This window comes from Pseudomonas sp. Irchel s3a12 (assembly GCF_900187485.1).
Lineage (GTDB): Bacteria > Pseudomonadota > Gammaproteobacteria > Pseudomonadales > Pseudomonadaceae > Aquipseudomonas > Aquipseudomonas neuropathica.
This window is the reverse complement of the sequence record NZ_FYDN01000001.1, coordinates 686771-708513: the sequence shown is the minus strand read 5'-3', so window position 1 is coordinate 708513 and position 21743 is coordinate 686771. Positions and strand designations below refer to the sequence as shown.

At 53.3% G+C, this 21743-nt stretch carries 20 protein-coding genes; 6 read left to right on the top strand and 14 right to left on the bottom strand.

Going from position 1 to position 21743, the window contains the following annotated elements:
* Positions 1–66: 66 nt before the first annotated feature.
* The 12 genes from CKW14_RS03310 to CKW14_RS03255 all read right to left on the bottom strand — a co-directional run bounded on the left by CKW14_RS03310 (position 67) and on the right by CKW14_RS03255 (position 13890).
* A complete protein-coding gene (locus CKW14_RS03310) occupies positions 67–930 on the bottom strand; it encodes an SDR family oxidoreductase (RefSeq protein ID WP_176471246.1) in 864 nt (287 codons plus the stop codon).
* 61 nt (positions 931–991) lie between these two features.
* The gene (locus CKW14_RS03305) at positions 992–1417 is read right to left on the bottom strand and encodes an Rrf2 family transcriptional regulator (RefSeq protein WP_095124662.1); all 426 of its coding nucleotides are present in this window, start codon (positions 1415–1417) and stop codon (positions 992–994) included.
* Positions 1418–1692: 275 nt separating this feature from the next.
* Positions 1693–2481, bottom strand: coding sequence for a YkgJ family cysteine cluster protein (locus CKW14_RS03300; RefSeq protein ID WP_095124661.1), 789 nt, complete (start codon positions 2479–2481; stop codon positions 1693–1695).
* Between the two features lie 1014 nt (positions 2482–3495).
* The gene (locus tag CKW14_RS03295) at positions 3496–4716 is read right to left on the bottom strand and encodes a carbohydrate porin (protein ID WP_095124660.1); all 1221 of its coding nucleotides are present in this window, start codon (positions 4714–4716) and stop codon (positions 3496–3498) included.
* Positions 4717–4927: 211 nt separating this feature from the next.
* Positions 4928–5929 (bottom strand): ABC transporter permease, encoded by a 1002-nt coding sequence (locus tag CKW14_RS03290; RefSeq protein ID WP_095124659.1) that lies wholly within the window; start codon positions 5927–5929, stop codon positions 4928–4930.
* A 37-nt stretch (positions 5930–5966) separates the two neighbouring features.
* Positions 5967–7529, bottom strand: coding sequence for a sugar ABC transporter ATP-binding protein (locus tag CKW14_RS03285; RefSeq protein WP_095124658.1), 1563 nt, complete (start codon positions 7527–7529; stop codon positions 5967–5969).
* An 87-nt stretch (positions 7530–7616) separates the two neighbouring features.
* Positions 7617–8570 carry a substrate-binding domain-containing protein gene (locus CKW14_RS03280; RefSeq protein WP_095124657.1) on the bottom strand — a complete coding sequence of 318 codons (954 nt, stop codon included), beginning with the start codon at positions 8568–8570 and terminating at the stop codon, positions 7617–7619.
* Between the two features lie 66 nt (positions 8571–8636).
* Entirely contained in the window at positions 8637–9590 is a 954-nt protein-coding gene (locus CKW14_RS03275) for a sugar ABC transporter substrate-binding protein (protein WP_095124656.1), read from the bottom strand.
* An 80-nt stretch (positions 9591–9670) separates the two neighbouring features.
* Complete coding sequence (locus CKW14_RS03270; protein ID WP_095124655.1) at positions 9671–10396, bottom strand: SDR family NAD(P)-dependent oxidoreductase; 726 nt, start codon at positions 10394–10396, stop codon at positions 9671–9673.
* Between the two features lie 121 nt (positions 10397–10517).
* The gene (locus tag CKW14_RS03265; RefSeq protein ID WP_095124654.1) at positions 10518–11780 is read right to left on the bottom strand and encodes a sugar MFS transporter; all 1263 of its coding nucleotides are present in this window, start codon (positions 11778–11780) and stop codon (positions 10518–10520) included.
* A 118-nt stretch (positions 11781–11898) separates the two neighbouring features.
* Complete coding sequence (gene iolG / locus CKW14_RS03260; RefSeq protein ID WP_095124653.1) at positions 11899–12948, bottom strand: inositol 2-dehydrogenase; 1050 nt, start codon at positions 12946–12948, stop codon at positions 11899–11901.
* A gap of 87 nt (positions 12949–13035) precedes the next feature.
* Positions 13036–13890: a sugar phosphate isomerase/epimerase gene (locus tag CKW14_RS03255; protein ID WP_095124652.1), complete on the bottom strand. Its 855-nt coding sequence runs from the start codon at positions 13888–13890 to the stop codon at positions 13036–13038.
* 769 nt (positions 13891–14659) lie between these two features.
* Between CKW14_RS03255 and CKW14_RS03250 the strand changes: the two genes are divergently transcribed.
* Positions 14660–15043 (top strand): nuclear transport factor 2 family protein, encoded by a 384-nt coding sequence (locus CKW14_RS03250; RefSeq protein WP_095124651.1) that lies wholly within the window; start codon positions 14660–14662, stop codon positions 15041–15043.
* Between the two features lie 79 nt (positions 15044–15122).
* Positions 15123–16187: a maleylacetate reductase gene (locus CKW14_RS03245; RefSeq protein WP_095124650.1), complete on the top strand. Its 1065-nt coding sequence runs from the start codon at positions 15123–15125 to the stop codon at positions 16185–16187.
* A gap of 58 nt (positions 16188–16245) precedes the next feature.
* Here the strand turns inward: CKW14_RS03245 and CKW14_RS03240 are convergent, their stop codons facing one another.
* Positions 16246–17160: a LysR family transcriptional regulator gene (locus tag CKW14_RS03240; RefSeq protein WP_095124712.1), complete on the bottom strand. Its 915-nt coding sequence runs from the start codon at positions 17158–17160 to the stop codon at positions 16246–16248.
* 205 nt (positions 17161–17365) lie between these two features.
* On the opposite strand from CKW14_RS03240, the gene CKW14_RS03235 reads away from it, so the two are divergent.
* From CKW14_RS03235 to CKW14_RS03220, 4 genes are all read left to right on the top strand, one after another.
* Positions 17366–18226, top strand: a complete 861-nt coding sequence (locus CKW14_RS03235) for an intradiol ring-cleavage dioxygenase (protein WP_095124649.1) — start codon at positions 17366–17368, stop codon at positions 18224–18226.
* Positions 18227–18300: 74 nt separating this feature from the next.
* Positions 18301–18606: a Dabb family protein gene (locus CKW14_RS03230; protein ID WP_095124648.1), complete on the top strand. Its 306-nt coding sequence runs from the start codon at positions 18301–18303 to the stop codon at positions 18604–18606.
* Positions 18607–18691: 85 nt separating this feature from the next.
* Positions 18692–19495 (top strand): SDR family NAD(P)-dependent oxidoreductase, encoded by an 804-nt coding sequence (locus CKW14_RS03225; RefSeq protein WP_095124647.1) that lies wholly within the window; start codon positions 18692–18694, stop codon positions 19493–19495.
* 113 nt (positions 19496–19608) lie between these two features.
* The gene (locus CKW14_RS03220) at positions 19609–20697 is read left to right on the top strand and encodes a Gfo/Idh/MocA family protein (protein ID WP_095124646.1); all 1089 of its coding nucleotides are present in this window, start codon (positions 19609–19611) and stop codon (positions 20695–20697) included.
* 109 nt (positions 20698–20806) lie between these two features.
* Here CKW14_RS03220 and CKW14_RS03215 read toward each other — a convergent pair whose 3' ends face one another.
* Positions 20807–21721 carry a LysR family transcriptional regulator gene (locus tag CKW14_RS03215; protein WP_095124645.1) on the bottom strand — a complete coding sequence of 305 codons (915 nt, stop codon included), beginning with the start codon at positions 21719–21721 and terminating at the stop codon, positions 20807–20809.
* Between the last annotated feature and the right edge of the window lie 22 nt (positions 21722–21743).

Genomic DNA, 21743 nt, shown 5'->3' with positions numbered 1-21743 from the left:
TGCTATTAGGGACGGCTGAGAAACGTGGCGCTTCTACCCGCCCCGAATAAAGTTCGAAGCTCATCATCAACGCGGGCTATATTGCTTGATAAGCTTCCCAAATTTCCGCAGACCTATCGCATCAGCAACGGATGGAGAGATGGCGTTCATAAGCGTCATCATCTTGAGCAGCGCGCCACCCATGACATGCTCCTTACGTCGCTGGCGGATCGTCGCTAGGATATCGCGTGCAACTTCATCAGGCTCGCATAGGTCGACGCCCATCTTTTTCCACATGTCGAAAAATGGGGACTCCGACTCGGTGTTGGAGGGGGCGGGCCCGAAGAACGACAGGGATACGTTTGTCCCTTCAAGCTCGCGATTGGCGCCTTGCACGTAGCTCGCCAGTGCGCCACGGGTCGCCGCATAGGCGCTCATAAAAGGCAGCGCCACCCGGCCATCCATGGCTCCACCGATGTGGACAATCACTCCGTCGCTGGCTTGCTTGCGCAGCCCAGGCAGGAATGCCTGAGTCACGAGGATTGGCCCCTTCACGTTGATAGCGAGCAGATCGTCGACGTCGGATAGCGTGTAGTCTTCAATAGGTTTGCGGGGCGAGATACCTGCAAGGTTAACCACTGCATCGATCCGGCCGAGGTGTTCAAAAGCTGTTACTGCCAGCTTCTCAAGGCTAGCCGGATCGGTTACGTCCGCGCGCACGTAAATCGCCGAACCGTCGCTTTTGCCGGCTATCTCGGCGGCGTCGTGCTCTCGTCGCGCAGCGAGCACCAATCGAAAGCCCTCGGCCGCCAGGAGCCTGGCCAGCGCGTGGCCAAGCCCACCGGTCACTCCGATGAGAACGGCGGTGGGCGAATCCTTGTAATGCGTAGTCGCGGCGGGGCCGGTTGCAGTGCCGCCAGGCAGAGAGGACTTTTCGTTCAATTTCGTCATTTCGAGTTCCTTTAAATGCTTATTAGCTACTATTAACGTATCTATTATAGGCAAAAAAAAGCTAAGCGGACTTAGCTCTGATTTTGGACACCACATCTGCCAACGTCGTCTGTCTCAACTCCCTATGGACGGCCTCTTGAGTACAAACCAGTACGTCGCTCATGACTTCCTTGATGTTGGTGCTCACGATACATTCCTTCCTTATCGGATAAGTATGAATGGCAAACGCATCAGGAGGGCTCACCGCAGAATAGATGTCCAAAAGTGAAATATTTTCTGGGCTTCGCGCCAGTCCGTAACCACCCGACTTACCAACCGTCGTCTTAGCCAGTTTCGCCTTCGAAAGCTTAACGAGGATTCTTTTAACAAAAACCGGGTTCGCATTTACGCTGCCCGCGAGAATCTCCGAAGCGAAAACCCCGTCGTGATGTGCGATTGCCGCCAGTACATGGACGGCGATGGAGAATTGAGTGTTTACTGAAGCCATTCATGGATACTATATTAGTATCCATGTCGAATGCAAGAGCCGTCCGGGGCGGCAAGGCACAGGTCGGCACCGTCTCAACCTTAAGCCGCGAGTCGATTGGGTATCCAAAATAGCCGCTGAAGAGCTGTTATCGCGCTCTTCTCTATTGCGCCGCTGCGCTCGTAAGCGTTCATGCATTGCTCGAACTTGCATACCTCGCTCCGTAGGTGAGATGTCGTCCTGCACGAAAGATTGCTTCGCCCCCTGCCTAAGCAGTAGTTGTCCTTCCGTAAATGCTACAACGCTTGATAGACGTAATTGCTTGCATCTTCAGGTGCCAACGGCAAGCCCGCGCTTTGAAGTTGATAGCGTAGTTCAAGGTTATCAGTACGAACGGCCCATCGGCTATTTGAGCGCGCCGGGCGTGCATCACTGGCAAGGATTGCGCCGAGCAGCGTTTCTCGTTTCGGGAAATACACCGCCAACCCATCGCCTTTCCAGCTTGCAACGGTAGCCCCCAATAGCTCACAGATCGCCACCTTAACGGCAGCATCCTCAACATCGGCCTTTTTAGACAGGTTAATCAGCAACTTTAAGGGCGGATTTGCTTCGCCGTCGGTACAAATGATTTCACCACGCCCCCAAGACTCAGGAGGGCAAACTTTATTCTCAACTCTTAATTCAATGAATGGATTTATTTCCATAGGGTAAATTCGACACACCAACGGTCGATCTTCATAAATACCGCAAAGGTTATCCTCTTGTAGGCTCGGACACTGATTCAATGCATTTCCTGCGAATATGGCAATAACGTTAAGCTCATTGTCTCCTGCTGTCACTTTGGCTGCTCGGCTCGCATTATGCTGGTACTCAGGTGATTGTACTGCCTCCGCAGAGTGACTGAACGCCTCCAGCAGTATCGCTACGTCATCACCCCGCGTGAGCCATTGTTCCGCCTCTTTCACGGTTAAAGGAATCAGCCTTCCTTTACAGCAAATACCGCAGGTCACACAGGTATATTGAACTGCCCCCTTACCGGTGGCGCCACCGGTAGTCACTTGGGAAATTGCGTTAAGTTTCGTCATCACGTGTTCCTTATCTACGCCACCGGATACTATAAACGTATCTATTTAAGACAAAAAAATTTAACTGGACTTAGCTGTGATTTGGAGCCATTCCGCCAACGTCGCCCGTCTAACCTCCCCACGGACGGCATCCTGCGTGTCAACCAGGATGTCGCTGATGACTTCATTGAGGTTAGAGCTCACCACATACTTTTGCCTTACGGAATAAGTAAGGGTGGCAATAGCATTTGGGGGTTTACCGCGAGAAGATATCTCAGAGTTAATTCTTTTCGGGCTTCGTGCCTAACCGTAACCGGTTGACTTACCACAGACGTTTTAGCCAGTTTCGCCTTAGAGAATTTAACGGGGATTCTTTTAACAAAAGCCGGGTTCGCATTTGCGCTGCTCGAGAGAATCTCCGAAGCAATAATCCCTCATGAAGTGCTATTGCCGCCACATGGACGAGAATCGAACATACGGTGTTTACTCACGCCACAATCGGATACTATATTGGTATCCATATTGAGTGCAAGAGCCACATAACGGCAAAGCACAGCAACTTTAAGACAAAGTGTTACAGCAAGCCGCGCTTTTAGAGTGTCGATGTCGCCAACCGCATGACCAAGGGACTGGGTGCGGAAACGATGCAGGCCGCACGACCTGGTTTCGATGTACATCCGCCTCAAGCTGGAAGACAGGCCTGAATTTCTGGCGCTATAAATGGCGTTACTGTGGCGATGTGATTGGACGGAGGTGAATCAGGAAGAAACGCAAAGTCGTAGCGCTTTGCGCTCAGCGACAATGCCAATTTCAAAAGCCCATTGGGTATGCGCTTTTGGCGTTTGTGTCAGCAATCATTGTGACCTACCGCCATGGCCTGTGTCGCAAACCCAAGCAGTAAAAACACTAAAACAATGCGATTGCGAACACATGTGCAGGTCTCCCTTACAACTCGATAGTCGAAGCCCTACCTGGACATAACTGGCGGTAGGGCTTCCCGGAGGTCAGTTGACTTGACCCTGTTGGCTGACTCGCCTATTTCCACCAGTACTCAAGCTGCACACCAACGTTTGAGCCATGCAACGCATTACCAAAGGCACCGGTATCCGAAAGCGCTGACCCAGCAGCCATTTGATTCGCTGCGCGTTGGGCCGCTTCGTTCCAGGACGCATAGGTGTAATACAGACGAAACTCTGGACGATGCCAGTAGCCAGGCCCAGCAGGTGACCAAGTTGGCGCAATGGTGAACTTAGTCAGTTTGCGCGTCCCACCAGGCGCCTCCACTTGGTCTCGGCCAATCTCGGTGCTCAATTTGAATTGTTCAGTGAATGCATAGACCGGGCGTACGCCCACAGAAAGCCAGTTTTGGTCATCACCGTCTGGACGTTTGTCCTTTTGATAGACGACCTGAAGCTGCCCACTGAATCGCGGAGTCATTTGCCAGTCGAAGTACTCCACCATGCGCCAACTCTGATTGGCGTTATCCAGAGCTGGGTCGCCGGTGTAACTCAAAGCCGTTCCTGGGCCGCGTCCGTATTGCACCGCAAAGGTATTAAGCCCACCTAGGAAGCCTTTCTGTTTGTGCTGGGCGATGGCCGACCAACCCGTATGGGAATCATCCCTGCTGTCCGGCTTGTCGAGAAAGCTCACGCCCAGTTGCAGCGCCCCATCGGGGTTGGTATCGAAGCCGCTGACGGTAAAGTCGTGGCGGTTGATGTAGTCCTTTTGGAACAAGTTGTCTTTGCGCGAAAAAACGTAGCTGTATTTGAGATCACCGATACCTACTTGATCGAAGCCGAAACCATTCGAACTCTGGTTCCAATAGAAGTAGTCACTCATTTCGATGCTGTTTCGATTGTAGTAACGACGGCCAGCCCAAAAAGAGCCTCCGTTAAGAGCGGGCATTTTGCTCCATTCAGCGTACATCTGGTTCATTCGTGCAAAGCCATAATCCCCCGTAAACTTCGGTGTATGGCCGTATTGATTGTACAACTGAGCCATGCCCTCAATACTGATGGCGGAGCCATCATCGAGCTTGAGAAGATCTTGCCGCAGATCAAGCTCGAAGTACTGTTCGCACTCATTACCCAACCGATACTTAGACTGCGCGCCCGGAAGCTGAAAGCAGGACTGACTGCCGCCCTCTAAGGCGTTACCTGTACCCGTACGAAGATAGCCGCTGAAATCCAGTGCATTTGCAGACAGCGGCATTGCTACAGCCACACCTACACTCCAGAAAACAGTCTTTAATCTCATGTTGCGTCTCCACTTATTATTTTTATTTGATTTTCTCGGGACAGCCGAACCCTTCCCGGAAGATTCCTCTTCCAGCGACGTGGGCTTTTATTAAGTTACTTCGTGTGGTTACAGCCTGGAGCCAACCTCGTCAGGTCGACGGGTAACGACACTTATAGATAAGGCTCCAGTGAAACAGTTACATATCATTTTCTACGGTGCTTCAGCCAAATCATGACTTGCCTCTGGATTTGGCATACGTATCGAAACCGACCGCCAACACGATGATGATTCCAATCACCACTTGTTGGTAATACGCGGATACGTTCATGATAACCAAGCCATTGATGAGTACGCCGATGAGCAACGCTCCGACAATCGTGCCGCCGACGCCACCTAAACCACCAAACAGGCTGGTACCACCAATCACCACTGAAGCGATAATGCGCAGTTCGTAACCCGTGCCGGCAACGGCCTCAGCCGATCCAAGTCGTGCAGACAGCAGGAATCCAGCAAGCCCGGCAAGGAAGCCGGTGATGACATAGACGCTCAGAACTATGGACTGAACACTCAAGCCTGAGAGTCGCGCTGCTTCTGGATTACCACCAACGGCATAAACCTGCCGGCCAAATCGGGTGTAGCGCAACGCGATGTATCCCACCAGAGCGACCACAAGAAAGACGAGGACAGGAACCGGTACGCCTAAGACGTCTCCCCTTCCCCACCAGCGAAAAGCTTCATTGAAACCGCTAACAGGCGCACCGTCATTCACAATGAGTGTCGCGCCGCGCCACACGGTCAAACCGCCAAGCGTCACAATGAACGCGGGTACGCCGAAACGGGTCACCACCTTGCCATGGATGTAGCCCGCCATCGTGCCGACTGCGCACGCTGCGAGCATCGCAACGAGCCATCCCATGAAGAAATCGCCGCCCAGCGCTTGCATCAAAAATGCACCGCTGATCGCTGCGAATGCAAGCAACGACCCCACTGCAAGATCGATTCCCCCGGTGAGAATCACATAGGTCATGCCTACACCAATGATTCCGTAGATCGACACTTCGGTAAGAATGTTTTTGATGTTTCGTGCCGACAGGAACATTGGGTTGTATAGGGTGAAAATGACGATAAGCGCGACGAGAAACAACAACACGCCATACTTCTCAAAGAACCCGACTATCTCAATTTTTTTCCGGCGTTCCACGACTGACTCATTCGATGCTGGCTTGATCATTTTTATTTACTCGATAGACGATGCGGGTGCGACCTGTTCAGGCCACGCCTTGCTGCGAAAACGATGAGCTCACGCCTTGAGCCATACGCGCCATAAGAAGCTCTTCAGTTGCCTCATCAGCCGTGACAATTCCGGTTATCTGTCCTTCACGGAACGTGACAATCCGGTCGCTGACCGCCATGACTTCAGGTAACTCGGAAGAAATCACTATCACGGCGACGCCGGCTCGGGCCATGTCGAACAGAAGTTGATGAACTTCTGCCTTGGCCCCTACATCGATGCCGCGTGTTGGCTCATCGACGATGAGCACCTTCGGCTTGAGCGCCATGCAGCGAGCCAAAATCACTTTCTGCTGGTTGCCTCCAGACAGCGTTCCAATGGCCACGTTGTCGTTAGCCATCTTGATGCGCAGTCGCTTCTGGTAGTCCTGGATGAGCTGGGTTTCAGCCCGGTCATCGATAAACATGCCCCAGCGCTGCAATCCGCCAAGACTTGGCAAACTCATATTCCAACGGATTGAGTGGCTCAAAAAGCAGGCCTGTTGCTTCCTGTCCTCAGGAACAAGCGCAACGCCAGCAGCGATACCTTCTTTGGGGGATTTGAATGGAGAGACTTGGCGCCCATTGACGTAGATCATCCCTTCATCGCATCCGTCGGCACCGAAAATCACGCGAGCCAGTTCAGTGCGGCCTGCTCCCACCAGCCCAGCGAAACCGACAATTTCCCCCGCTCGTACATCGACGGACATGTCGAGCAATGGCGTCGCATGAAGACTCCTTCCTCCACCAGCCGCTGTTCTGGAAACACTTTGCACCTTGAGCATCACCTCACCTGGTGCACCCGTGAGCGGTTTGCGGACAAACTCCACGTCCCGGCCAACCATCAGTCGGACAATGTCATCAACACTAACGTCGCAAACGTCGCCAGAGGTGATGTAGGCTCCGTCGCGAAAGATGGTATAGCGATCACAACAAGCCTTTACTTCGTTGAGCTTGTGCGACACATAGATGATGCTGATCCCTTTAGCCTTCAAATCTGCAATGATCTCGTGAAGTTTGTCGACTTCACGGCCACTGAGCGCAGCAGTAGGTTCATCCATGATGATGAGCTTTGCATTCATGGTGAGCGCCTTGGCGATCTCGACCATTTGCTGCTCTGCCACGCTCAGCTTGCGCACCATTGTCTTTGGCGTAATGTGCAAACCAAGATCGTCCAGCACGTGCTGCGCGTCACTGAACATGTGCTTCCAGTCAACGAAACCATGTCGTAGTGGTTCACGACCCAGGTACATATTTTCGGCGACTGACATGTCGGCGATAAGATTGAATTCCTGGTAGATCGTAATGATGCCTACCTCCTGGCGATGTATGGGGGTGTCATGCTCCCCAAGCACGTGACCATTGAATTCAAGTGAGCCTTGGCCAGCATCCGCAGGCTGAGCCCCGGCCAGGATCTTTAGAATGGTGGACTTGCCGGCGCCGTTTTCACCCAGCAAAGCATGGGCTTCACCTTTCCCGACTTCGAGCTGTACGCCGTTGAGCGCGACGACACCCGGAAAGGTCTTCTTGATATTGCGAACTTGCAGCAGCCTATCGTTCATCTCGATGCCTCCCAGCCCTGGTTTCGCTATACACGGGAAGGAGCATTGCTCCCTCCCTCATTGCCTTCAAAAGCGTGACCACATGGACTACTTGATAGCGCTGAACTGCTCGGCCTGATCAAGGTTTTCCCGCGTGACCATGAATGGCGTAATGGTCACCGACTCGATCTTGGTGCCGTTTCTGATGTTGTCCACAGCCAGGCGCAGTGCTGTGCGAATCTGCTTGCTTGGGCTCTGCTCGACGATGCCTGTGATCTCACCAGCCTTGATGCTTTTAAGCACTTCGGGATAGGCGTCATAGCCAATAATCTTTATTTTGTCGCCCAGCCCCATGCCGCGCACCGCTTCGACTGCTCCAAGCGTCATATCGCCGGTGGAGCAGATGATCACATCAGGTGGATTACCTGCCGACGCGGTAAGAATGTTCTCGACCACCGACATCGCCTTGGCCCGATCAGCCTCTCCGGATTGTTCAGCGACAAGCTTGAACTTGCTACCAGCAGCGCTCAGTGATTGATGCACGCCCTTCGCACGATCCATCGCAGTCGTGGAGCCGATCTGACCGGTGATGAGCACCACATTGGCGCCTGTTGGCAGGTTCTTTACAACCCAGTCGCCCATAAGCCGACCACCTGCCACGTTGTCTGCTGTTACGTATGGCACGGGTGAAGAGGTACCCTCTACGCGCCGGTCAACTGCAATTACCGGCACCTTCTCGTCCAATACATCGTTGATCGCAGGCGCGAGCGCCGTGACATCGTTTGGTGTCAATACAACTGCGGCGACGCCTTGTGTCAGCGAGTTTTCGATATCCGAGCTCTGTTTGGAGGATGAAGCCTGGGCGTCCTGAACAAGCAGCTTGACATCCAATGTTTTAGCCTCTTGAACAACCTGCTCGTGCATGAAGATGAAAAAGGGAATTGAAAGAGTCTGGAAGCTCACTGCGATCTTTTCACCAGCAGCAAAAACGGAAGTGTTCGACATCAAGAAAGCAGTGGCCATTGCAGCAGTCAGCACTCGACATTTATTGTTCGTTTTCATTCTTGAATTCCTCAAATTGCATAGGTACATCAAGCATTCGGATTGACTGGGCGTAGAACAGCCCGGTTATTGAATGGCGCTGTATTGCTCTGCCTGACTCAGGTTTTCCTGGGTGACCATGAATGGCTGAACGATCACCGTTTCGAGCTCCGCTTCGCCGCGTACTTTCTTCACCGCCATCCGCAGGGCCGTTCTTATTTGTTTACTGGGGTTTTGCTCCACGATGCCGGCGATATCTCCGTCACGGATGGCTCGCAGCACCTCGGGGTAGGCATCAAATCCGATCACTTTGACTTTGCCTTTCAGCCCCATGGCCCGCACGGCTTCCGCAGCGCCGAGGGCCATGTCGCCGCTCGCACAGATAATTGCATCTGGAGGGTTTGCACTCAGCGAAGTCAGGATGTTTTCTGCCACCGACATGGCCTTGGCGCGTTCCCACTCCCCTGACTGTTCAGCCACGAGTTGGAATTTCTCCCCGCCAGCTTTGAGTCCGTCGTGAACGCCTTTAGCGCGATCAATGGCGGTCGACGAGCCTGGGGTACCGCCGATGAACGCTACACGGGCACCGTCTTTCATGTTCGATGTGACCAACTCGGCCATAAGTCGGCCACCTGCGACACTGTCCGAAGTGACATAGGGCACTGGGGCATCGGTTCCTTCGACACGGCGGTCGACTGTCACCAAGGGTACTTTTTCAGACAGCACTTCGTTCAAGGCAGGTGCCAAGGCGGTCACATCATTGGGTGCAACCACCATTGCAGCGACACCTTGAGTCAGGGCGTTTTCTACGTCCGAGGACTGCTTGGTTGAAGAGGACTGAGCATCCTGTACAAGCAGCTCAATATTAAGGGCCTTAGCTTCCTGCACGGCTTGCTCGTGCATGTAGATAAAGTAGGGAATGGATAACGTTTGAAAATTGACTACGATTTTCTCACCGGCGGCCATTGCCGGGGAAAACTGGAACATCAAACCCGCTGCGAAAACAGCGCTGCACAACAAACCACCTTTCTGCCTTTTCATTATTTTTGTTTTCCTCAGATGGGTATCAAAATCGCGGCACGGAGTTGCGCGTGCTGCAATACGAGCGCGTCACAGAACGTTCAAGGTGTTGTGTAGCCTCCATCAACAACGAGTTCCGTCCCGGTGATGTAGCTCGCTTCATCACTGGCCAGGAACAAAGCCGCGTAGGCAATTTCTTTGGGATCCGCTGCACGCCCCATCGGCGTCGCTGCGACGACGGCTGCGGTGGTATCAGCCGCTTGGTGGGCAATCATTGGAGTTTCAACCAACCCCGGATGCAGCGAGTTGACGCGGATACCGTTGGACACATACGACAAAGCTGCGTTCTTGCTCATCATGCGCACTGCAGCCTTGCTAGCTTGGTACGCCGATACACCACTGGCACCGACGATGCCCCAGATCGAAGACACATTAACGATGGAGCCCGATTGCTGACGCTTCATGATCGGAATGACAGTTCTCATTCCAAAGAACGAACCGTTCTGGTTGATATCGATAACCCGATTCCAGTCATCGAGTGTGATCTCATCGATGGGAAGGTAGGAGCCCACCAAGCCTGCGTTATTCACGAGCACATCAACCTTGCCGTGCTCACTCATGACCTCCTCGACGAAGCTTTCCCAGTCCTCCAGCTTTGATACATCCAGGTGCTTGGCGACGACACTATCGTTCTTGTATGGCGTAGGCTGGTGGACATCGCCAACTATGACGGTGGCTCCTTCATCGGCAAAAAGCTCGGCGATCGCACGCCCGATTCCCATCCCACCACCCGTCACCAACGCAACTTTGTTCTGTAGTCGTTTCATGTTGATTTTCCTAATCTGAAGTCTGCCAACGACCGGCTTTCAAGAATCACGGGCAAGCCGAATCCGTTGCAGCAGACCTCGCCATGCGAGGCCTGCCACAGGTCGTTATCGGGTTTATGAGTCAGTGAGCTTTGTTGGTCGCAGTCACAGGTGGCTGGCTCTGCCCATACCATGCGATGACTGCGAAACATGCCAGTGGCACATAGAAAGCCGTGGCAATCCCGAAGTGATCAGCAAGCGCGCCCATCAACAGTGGAACGAAGGCACCACCCACGAGCGTCATCACCAGACACGATCCAGCTTTCTTGGTTTGTGTGCCGAGCCCCCGAATACCCATAGCGAAGATCGTTGGATACATCACCGACATGAAAAGATAGATGGCGACGACCGCGAAGATCGAGATCCGCTCAAACCCAGCGATGGCAACGACACAAAGCATCATGCTCACTAAGCTGTTGAGGATCAGAATCGAACGTGCGGGGACATAACGCATTATCCACGTCCCGGCGAATCGACCGATCATGTATGCAAGCATCCCAAGTGAAAGTAGGAAGGATGCTTTCTGGACGGAGATTCCGTGCCAGTGATCAATCGCATAATTGATGAAGAACGCACCGATTCCGACGTAAGCACCGACGTTGCAGAACTGGGCGAACAGCGCACCAGTGAAGCTGCTCTTCTTCCAGAGCCTTAATTCGTCCCCCTTTGAGGCCAGTGCATCAGAAATCTTTTCGCCGCGAATTTCCGGAAGTTTGATTCGAGCAAAGGCCACGAACATCAACATCACGATGATAGCCAACGCCGCATATGTCACCGAAACCAGATCAATGCGACTGCCGTTGAACTCAACAGGTGGAGCAAAGAAAACCGCGCCGCCGATGACCGGCCCGATGAAAGCGCCCAGACCATTGAAGGACTGAGCAAATGTCAGACGTTGTTCTGATTTCGCAGGATCGCCAAGTGCGGCGGCATACAGGTTTGCGGCGGTCTCTAGGCAGCCTAAACCGCATGCTAGTACAAATAGTGCAACCAGAAACGGCGTAAAGGTGCCAACCGTCGAAGCGGGAATGAACAGCAAGGCTCCAAAGGCGAATAAGGCAAGTCCTGCCAGAATCCCTGCCTTGTAGCCAAAGCGCTCCATGAACATGCCAACCGGCAGGGCAATGATGAAGTACGCCCCGAAGTAAGCTGTTTGAACCAGTCCGGATTGCGCACGAGATATGTGAAGGGTGTCTTGGAAATGCTTGTTCAGCACATCGAGTAGCCCGTGTGACAGCCCCCACATGAAGAACAAGCTCGTTATAAAAATGAAGGCTACGCGAGTTGAAGAAAGCTTTTCGCGGCTGCCTGGGAGGCCTTCATAGACCTTGGTATTCGTAGTCATGACCGGTACCTTTGTAAGTCTTATAAACCGTCATTGATGCACGCCAGGCTCTCACCTGGATTAGGGCCGCCCGAGACGACCCTTTTATTTCTAATTTTTGGCGCTAGGCAACCCGCCTTTAGACTCCTGCTGCTTGAGCCACTTCGACGCTTGGATCAACCAGCGATAAGTGATGTCCTACCCTCACAACCCTGCCGGTTGCAGCGGACTCAGTCGCACAGTTGGCTAAGCGCAAAGCGAGCAAACCATCACGCGGCGTCGCTGGCATTGGGCTATTAGTCTCAAGAGCGTCAAGGAAACTATCGAGCTCGATCTTGTATGAATCAGCATGACGCTCCAGGAAAAAGTGGAGCAATGGCTCAGCCACATCTGTAGCGTCGGCGCCGTAGCGGCGGATGGTGCTCTGGCGATGATTCTCGTTCAGCAGCATGCCTTTCGAACCTGAGACCTCCAGCCGCTGGTCGAAACCGTAAACTGCTTCTCGGCAGCAATTGATGTGACATTGACGGCCTGACGCGGTGCGCATCAGCACCATCACGCTGTCATAGTCCGGAATGGTTTCAAGGGTAGGGTCAACAAGACGGCTGCCGATAGCGAAGACCTCCACGGGCTCTTCGCCGAGAAGACTCCGAGCCATATCGAAATCATGGATCGTCATATCCCGGTAGATGCCGCCGGACGTTTCCAGATAGGCACGGCTTGCAAGTCCAGGGTCACGGCTCGTGATGATCACTTGGCGAACATCACCCACCTCACCGGCGTCAATAGCACGCCGAAGGCTAAGATAGTCAGGGTCGAATCGGCGGTTGAAAGCCAGCATGACTCGTCCATTGAGGCTTTCGAGTTCATGAACTGCGGCGGCTGCGCGTTCATAGTCCATATCGATGGGCTTTTCGCAAATCACGGGTTTGCCCAGCTTTACGGCTTGAAGCATCAACTCAATGTGGAACTCGGTAGGCGTACCAATCAAAACTGCGTCAACATCCTCTCGATGAATAGCGGACACATAGTCGTAAGAGGCTTCGCACCCGAGCTGATCGGCGAGACTATCAACTCCTTCCTTCCATGGATCGGCTACGACGACCAGCTTCGTACGCGAGTTCATTGCAACGTTAGCGGCGTGGATCTTGCCAATACGCCCAGCACCCAATACGGCAATACGTAACATGATGTTCTTCCCTCGACAGCACTGCTGCCTGTTATTTTTAGTTAGGGATGGTGGAAGCTCAGCTCCCACCCAAGGCAATCTTGTGATTTATTGGAATTGTGCGATCGAAGTATCGAAGGTGCGCTGAGCCATCTCTTGCAATGGCAGCTTGCGCACTACTTCAGAAAGGACTTCCACACCCCAAGGGCCTTCGTAGCCAGTAGCCTGAATGGCTTTGATAAAGCCAGGGACATCCAGCACGCCTTCGCCTGGTAAGCGGCGCTTGTGGATAGTGTCCTGCCATAGCGGCTCAACGGCGTACTTGTCAGCATCGTCGAGCTCTACCGAACCGATGAATTTGCTTGGAATACGAGCAATTTCGCTAAAGTCGACGCCGCCGCGTGCTAAGTGCCAAATGTCGAGTAGCAGCTTGCCGTGGTCGTGATTCGCGCCTTGAACCAGAGCCAACGCGGTATCAATCGTGCGCACGTTACTGAACGGCATGATCTCCAAGACGATATTCGTACCATAGGTTGCCGCTTCAGCACTCAACTGGCCGAAGTGCTCGACCATCAGCGGAATATTGGCGTCTTCCTGGTGCAGGCCTGGGGCGGTTTTGACCGCACGAGCGCCAAGTTCTTGGGCCGCGTTGAAGAGCTCAGCCCGCATTTTGTCCGAGGCGCGCCGAGCTTCTCCATCAAGGTACCAGTCAGTCAAAAACTCGAATTCGACGTGCTTAATACCGTTGCCTTCGAGAATGCGGCGCATCTCGCGAAAACCGATGCGATCAACTGTCGACATCAGATCTACATGGATCAGGCCCACCCCTTTGTAACCGGCTTCTGCGGCTGCCTCTACACGATCCCGGAATGCAAAGGGGCTGATTTCAGTTGGGCCGAATGGGTAGACATCACCTGACAAGGTGAAATACGCGGCCAACAATTCGACGTTTTGATTACTCATGTGTAACTCCTGAGTGGCAGTTGCAAAAGGTTGAAGCGTGCGAGCGCTGCTAAATCCAGAACGCGCAAGGAACCTGGAATGTCTTTTCAAAAGCGGTATCGGAAATCAATTTCGACGTCAGCGTGATGCTTTCAGGCGTGATCGTTTCCAACATGACTTCCCGGTGAAGCAGTCCCTACTGGAATCCGGGGAGATGACCTGCTCGCTAGGTAAAAAGAGCGAATTTTTGATGGGCCTTGCACCGATGCTTTTGAGCGGGAGTCACCCAGCAGTACGGAACAACGCAGATTGTTTAGGAGACTCAGCACCGCTTGGGCAGCAGCAGTGCGGTTTTGGGAAAGGGTTAGGAGCAAGTACATGGCTATGTCTCCGTTCTTGTTTTAGTGCAACTGAAATGAGTTGCCGTTGTAGGACGATCTTAGGCATGCGTTTTAGGAAGAAAAATACCGAAAGGTGAATTCTCTTTTTCACCAGCGGAAGAATCCGAGAATGGAAGAAACGCGAAAAGGGATACCGGCTCAGAACAATCAGCCAGCTTATTAAGGAGTTGAGAGAAGGCTTTTCACTCTTTAATGGCAAAAAAATGAGGTGGAATAGGATTATTTCACCAGTGAAATAAAGATTTCCAAACGCGAGGTTTTATAAGCCCTTTCGTAATTATAGGCTGGGACTAGTCGAACGCTGCGATGAGCAGCCTTGGCTGGCTACAGAAAAAGGGCATGGCTCGAAATTCGCTCACATGCCTGTGACAGACCCCAAGAGGCCGAGCATGAAAAACCAAAACGTAGTTGAGGAGTTGATTCGCGAGCTTGAGGATAAACGCTACGAAGCCATCGTTGCCGGCAATTTCACAGCGTTTAAAGCGTACGCCCATCCCGATTTGACTTATTCCCACTCCAACGGCGCCGTAGACTCGCTTGAAAGCTACATGGACAAATGCCTGGGCGGCTTTTACGTCTACCACCATATCGAGCATCCAATCGAGTTCATCAAAGTCGTAGGTGATATCGCACTCGTCTTCGGCGAGATGAACGGTGAAATCACTGCTGGCGGCGTGCAGAAAACACTTCGTAACAAAGCCTTGGCGGTTTGGGAGCAGCGTAACGGCGAGTGGAAGCTGCTCGCCTATCAGCCCACGCCCATCCCTAAGTAAGCGTTGCGCTGGAACTACTTGATTCCCTCTGCCCGAGAGCCTGCCGCACTAGCTCTCACCGATAGGAACACACCATAATATGAAAAACTTTACCTACACCGGCCTGCCTGCTCGCGTGATCTTTGGCAAGGGATCTCTTCAACAGCTTGAGGCTGAGATAGACCGCCTCGAATCCCGCCGCGCCCTAGTGCTGTGCACGCCTGAGCAAAGAGATCAGGCTGAGCGAATCGCCGACATATTGGGTAACCGTGCTGCGGGAATTTTCGATAAAGCAGTCATGCATGTCCCAATCGAAACCGCTCGTGAAGCGCGAGAAGTTGCGAAGGAACTGGGGGCTGACTGCGCCATCGCGATCGGCGGCGGTTCTACTACCGGTCTGGGTAAGGCAATCGCCTTGGAGTCAGGCCTCCCAATCTTGGCGATTCCCACAACTTACGCCGGTTCCGAAATGACACCGGTGTATGGACTGACGGAAAACGGCATCAAGAAAACAGGCAAAGACCCACGAGTCTTACCTAAAACCGTGATCTATGACCCTGAGCTTTCAGCCACCCTCCCCTTAGGCATGTCGATAATGAGCGGCATGAACGCAATCGCTCACGCTGCAGAAGGTCTCTATTCCCAAGATGGGAACCCGGTGATGTCTCTGATTGCAGAAGAAGGTATTCGTGCGATGGCTGAGGGACTGGAGCGCATCAGCGAAACCCCTGAGGATCTAGAGGCCCGCAGCGACTGCCTTTACGGTGCCTGGTTGTGCAGCACTGTGCTTGGTCATGTAGGTATGGCTCTGCATCACAAGCTTTGTCACACGCTGGGTGGCAGCTTCAACCTACCTCACGCCCAGACACACACTATCGTGCTGCCTCACGCTATCGCTTACAACGCCAGCGCTGCTCCGGACGCAGCGGCGCGCATCATTCGAGCCTTGGGTGGGAAGCATGATTCAGCCGGTGGCGCGTTATTCGATCTAGCGGAAAAACTCGGCGCACCCATGAAGCTGAAAGAGTTGGGACTGACCGAGGCGGATCTTGATCGCGCGACAGATATTGCTCTCAGTAACCCTTACTGGAACCCGCGTCCGATCGAGCGCGAGGGGATTCGTCAATTGCTCCAAGACGCATATGAAGGGAAACGTCCCGTTTAAGTCCCGACTGTTGCCTTACCCACTCAACAACTGTGACGGAAGTTGAGTGGGCTTTTTTTCATCGAGTCCAGTACCGTTCATAGTCACTGCGTTTGAAGTGGTCTAGCAGGAAGTCTATGAATAAACGGGTTTTCGCAGGCATATGGCGTCGATCCTGAAACGCCAGATTAATAGTCAGTTTTGGTAAGTCCCAGTCATCCAGTACCGGGATCAGTCTGCCGGCGACTAGGTCGTCATAAATGATGTATTTGGGCTGAACAAGTATTCCCGCCCCTGCCAGCGCTGCCGCCCTGACGATCTGTCCATCATTTGTCTCTAATGCAGGTTGTACCTTGACACTCACATGCTCTCCACCGCGCGTGAACTCCATGGTATTAGGGTGGTTCGCATGGCTGTAGATGAGCACATCATGCTCAGCCAAATCCTGCACAGTCTTGGGTGTACCTTTGCGTTGGAGGTATTTAGGCGACGCTGCGAGTATCCGCCTGGTCTCAGCTAACCGACGGATAGTAATGTTCGAGTCCGCTTCGAATTCGCGAGTTCGAATGGCTAGATCAATCTCGCTGTCGATGATTTCGTAGTAGCGGTTGGCACCGATGATCTTGATCTTGATACCAGGGTAGCGCCGTTGGAACTCAGGAACGAGTGGTGCGATGTGGAGCATGGAGAACGAGATAGTTGCACTTATCGTGAGCGTGCCCGTGGGCTCAATCAGAGCCGCACTGACCGTCGCTTCTGCTTCTGCAAGCTCAGCGAGCAGGCTTTTGCATTTGGCATAAAAATCGTGACCTGCATTGGTTAGGGATAAACGGCGGGTGCTCCGCTCCACCAGGCGCACCCCAAGTCTTTCTTCGAGTGCAGCAAGGTGACGACTGGCAGCAGCGTTGGAAATTTCTATTTTCTCCGCCGCACGGCTCAGCGTACCCAGCTCAGCGGTGTGCACAAAGAGTTCTAGCTCTGTAAATCTGTCCATCGTCAGGCATCCCAACGTCATAACCAGCGGATTATTTCAGTGATGAAATAAAGATTTCCATTTTTAGTATTTTATTCCACTGCGTGGGACTTTAGCGTATTGCCATAGTTTCGGGAACAGGCATCTGCCGGCCAGCAGTTAACGTTCCCTAGGGAGTAGTTCACCTCAGAACTCTCCTGACTCAAATAAAAAAGGAAGCATTTCCATGCGAAACCTAGATGAGCAGACGATCACACAAGCTGTCCTCACTCGAAATGCCGGGACGGAGAATCAGCGCCTGCATGAGATCGTGACTTCACTCGTTCAGCATCTCCACGCATTTGCGCGGGAGACTAATTTGACCGAAGAAGAATGGGAAAAGGGTATCGAGTTTCTGACCGCGATCGGTCATATCACAACCGACAAACGACAGGAGTTCATCCTCCTATCCGATACGCTGGGGCTGTCGACGTTGGTCATTGCTCAGAATCACAAGAAGCCAGAAGGTTGCACCGAGGCCACGGTATTCGGCCCATTCCATGTTGCCAATGCCCCTCGTTACGACTTGGGCGAAGACATAAGTGGTGGGCTGCCAGGAGTGCCTTGGTTTGTGAAGGGCACCGTTACGGCCAAAGATGGCACCCCCATCCCAAATGCGACCATTGAAGTTTGGCAAGCCGACGACGCCGGCCTATACGACGTTCAGAAGCCAGGTCTGGAGGACTACCACGGACGGGCAATAATACAGGCCGACGCCAATGGGCATTATCACTTCCGCACGATCGTCCCCGAGTGCTACCCCATTCCCCATGATGGCCCGGTTGGAAAGATGCTGGAGGCGTTGAATCGGCATCCATGGCGCCCTGCGCACCTGCATTTCATGATCACTGCCCCTGGATATCAGCGTCTAGTCACCCACGTATTCCGCGAAGGCGGGGACTATCTGGATTCGGACGCGGTGTTCGGTGTTCGCTCGTCATTAATTGCAGACTGGGTTCGCCATGAGAGTGGCATTGATACTTACGGCAATACGATTGACTCGCTGTATTACACCTTGGATTTTGACTTCATCCTGCACAACGCTTAGCCCCCACATTCTTGTCTACCAAGCCTGCAGTTGCAGGCCATAGCAGTAATCGCACACCTACCTCGGAGAGGACTATGCGACCGGTCAAACATATCGTCATGTGGAACTTGCTTGGCGAAACTGAGCATGAGCGCTCAGTCAATATAGAAAAACTCAAAAATGCTTTCGAAGGCCTCCGCAGTGAAATTCCTGGCCTTCTCAAGCTTGAGATCGGCGTCGATTTCAGCAAGATCGACTATGCCTGCGATGTGGTGCTGTATTCGGAGTTTGATTCCATGGAGGCGCTGCAGGGTTATGCCACTCACCCTGCTCATTTGCGAGTTCGCGAAGAACTCGGAAACGTTCGCACCGCCAGGCACCAGGTTGACTACTTCATGTAATAACACGCTGTTCTAACACTGAACTTCGAATCAATAAGAAACGAGCACCACGTGCTTTAACAGCTCAAAAAAGAAGGTATCAGACATGAAAACTAACCTTGCCGGAAAAATCGTACTCATCACCGGCGCAGCGAAAGGTATCGGTCGCGCCACAGCGCTGGCGTTTGCAGCCGAAGGCAGTCAGCTCGCATTATTAGACTGGGATGAAGGAGCCCTCGCAGAACTCAAGCACGAGGCTGAGGCTCTTGGCGCCACAGTTGCTGTTAGTAAAGCTGACCTCAGCAGTTTGATCGGTGTGAACGATGGCATCGATAGCGTTTTGGCCATCTACGGCGGCAAGGTTGATGTGCTGGTCAACAATGTTGGCTCTGGCGCCGTACGGATGTTCGACGACCTGACTGATGAAGACTGGGAAGCAACGATGCAGCTCAATTTCATGAGCTACGTACGCGCTTGCCGCAAAATCCTCCCGGTGATGCGCGCTCAACGAAGCGGCGTCATCATCAACAATGCCTCCGACCTTGCCCGACAGCCAGAACCCTGCCCGCTTGACTACTCCGCCTCTAAAGCTGCTGTGCTCGCCGTAACCAAAGGTTTGGCCCGCAGTGAAGGCCCGCACATTCGGGTCAATGCCGTTGCGCCCGGCCCTATCTGGACGCCTTTTTGGACGAAATCGGGCGGCTTCGCTGAAACCATGGCGAAAGTCCACGGGATGGAGCCTCAAGCTGCAGTGGAGCACGAGATGTCGCTACGCCAGCTTCCTCTAGATCGACTTGGCACTCCAGAGGAGGTGGCCAACGTCATTGTTTTTATGGCGTCTGATCTGGCGTCCTTTGTGACATCCAGCGTTTGGGGTGTCGACGGCGGAAGCATCCGCTCAGTCATTTAATAGCAGCGCAATCCTGGCGCGCCCACCTGTGGAGCATCGCTCCGGGTAGCCCCTGCACGGCCCGTGATGTTCGCGTGGCCTTCTGTGATGAATAGACGAATAAGGAATGGATTATGCCGACCAAGATCGACAAACAGACAAAGCTGGGCGTGGCATGCTTGGGAATCACCCACCCTCACACATCGGGGCGAGTTAAAGCCTTTCAGCGTATCCCAGGCGTTGAGTTCTTCGGCGCCTACGACGATAGCCCACTGCTCGACCCGTTCGTCGATGCGCTGGGTCTACAGGCCCGTAGTAAAGAGGAGATTCTCGGCGACCCCAATGTACATATCGTTCTGGTGCATCCTAAGAGTTATCTCATGGCTGATTGGGCTATCGAGGCATTAGAAGCAGGTAAAGCCGTTCTGTGTGAGAAACCTGCAGGTCGCCGCTCGACCGATACTTTCCGCATCGTGGAAGCAGTAGAGCGCACTGGCAACCTGTTCCAAGTCGGCTACTGCTGGAGGTTTTCCCCTGCAGTGGAAAAAATGCAGCAAGTGCTCCAAAGCGGTGAAATCGGCAAAGTGCTTCAGGTGCGTGCTCACGCAGGCTGCTCGCACGACGAGGCTGATACCAACCACATGAAACAGCCAGGTGATCTGGGTGGTGCATTCTACGTTATTGGATGCCACACCATTGACCGGATCTTGCTGCACTTCGGCATGCCTAAGTCCGTGAACGCCAGGATCACCAAGTTTGCAGGTCAAATGAGTGATTCTGCGCGCGAAGACGCCGCCGCCGCGATGCTGAATTACGACGACAAAGTGGTCACAATCGACTTTAGCTCTTGGGATCCCATGCCTTGGACGGAAAGCTGGGACATGACGGCCTACGGTACACACGGTGTTATGCACTCCACCCCAATGCCCGCCTCGTACAAGCTCTATCACGATGGAAAGGTTGGTCACTCGCAAGGCTGGACGCATTGGAACGAAACGAGTTTCCCCGAAGTATGGGCTGTGCGAAAAACTGTTTATTCACCGGAGATCGCTGAAATCGGCAATCCGGTTTATTTTGATCGAGAAGCGGCCGCCTTCGTTAAATCACTTATTGAAGGCTTGCCATCGCAAGTTCCGGCAACTCAGGCTCACAATATCAATCTGATCCTCGAAGCACTTTTCAAATCGTCAGAACTTCGAGGGCAGGAAGTAACGCTGGTCTGACGTTGCTTTCGCTGCCCAGATCCAGTCTGGGCAGCGGAACATTCCCTACGATCGATAAACGCCAGCGGTTTTTTTCTACTGGCGCGCATTCGTGACCGCATGACGCTATTCAATCCAGCGCCCCACGCTCAGCCCTCAGCACGAGTTCATCCACGACACGCCGAACCTTTGGTAGCAGGTGACGCGTTTGGGGCCATACCGCATGGATCTCCACCTCACCTGGATTGTATTTCTCAAGAACCTGAACGAGCCGTCCCGCCTCAAGATGATCTTTAACTAAAGAGCTCGGCATCTGGCAAATACCTTGCCCAGCGACCGTCATGGAAACGATGGCATCACCATCTCCTACCTCATGAGTTCCGGTTGGAGTGATGCGTGTGACTTCTCCGTCCCCATCCAGAACGCTCCAACTCATCCGCTGCCCACGTCGGTAATTCACGATGCAACGGTGGTTTTGCAACTCCTCCAAAGACTCAGGGCAGCCGTGGTTCGCGAGATATTTGGGGGCTGCACATATGATCTGCTTCTGCACGGTAAGTCGACGAGCCACAAGGCCGCTGGAATCCTTCAATGCCCCGAACCGGATACTAAGATCAATCCCCTCTTCAATCAGGTCAATGACGGCATCGGTGAAGGTAACCGTCAACTTGAGGTCGGGATTCGCATCCAGGATTTCCAGTAGCACCGGCAGCACAACGCTCCTGCCATAGGCGGCAGGTAGGTCAACCCTCAGGCGTCCACTGGGTGTTTGTTGGTGACTGGTCAATGATGCCTCTGCAGCGAGGATTTCATCTACTGCAGCCGAGCAGCTTGCGAAGTAGGCCTCGCCATCTACGGTCAGGCCCGAGCTCCGTGTCGTTCGATGAAAAAGTTTGCATCCGAGCCGTTCTTCGAGCTTCGCGATGCTTTTCCCCACCGCTGATTTGGTGATGCCAAGCCGGTCGGCAGCGACGGTAAAGCTTCCAGCCCGCGCCGCAGTCACGAAGATCAGCACGCCACTTAAGGCCTGTTCAACCTGTGCCATTGTCCACCTTTACTCCACTATG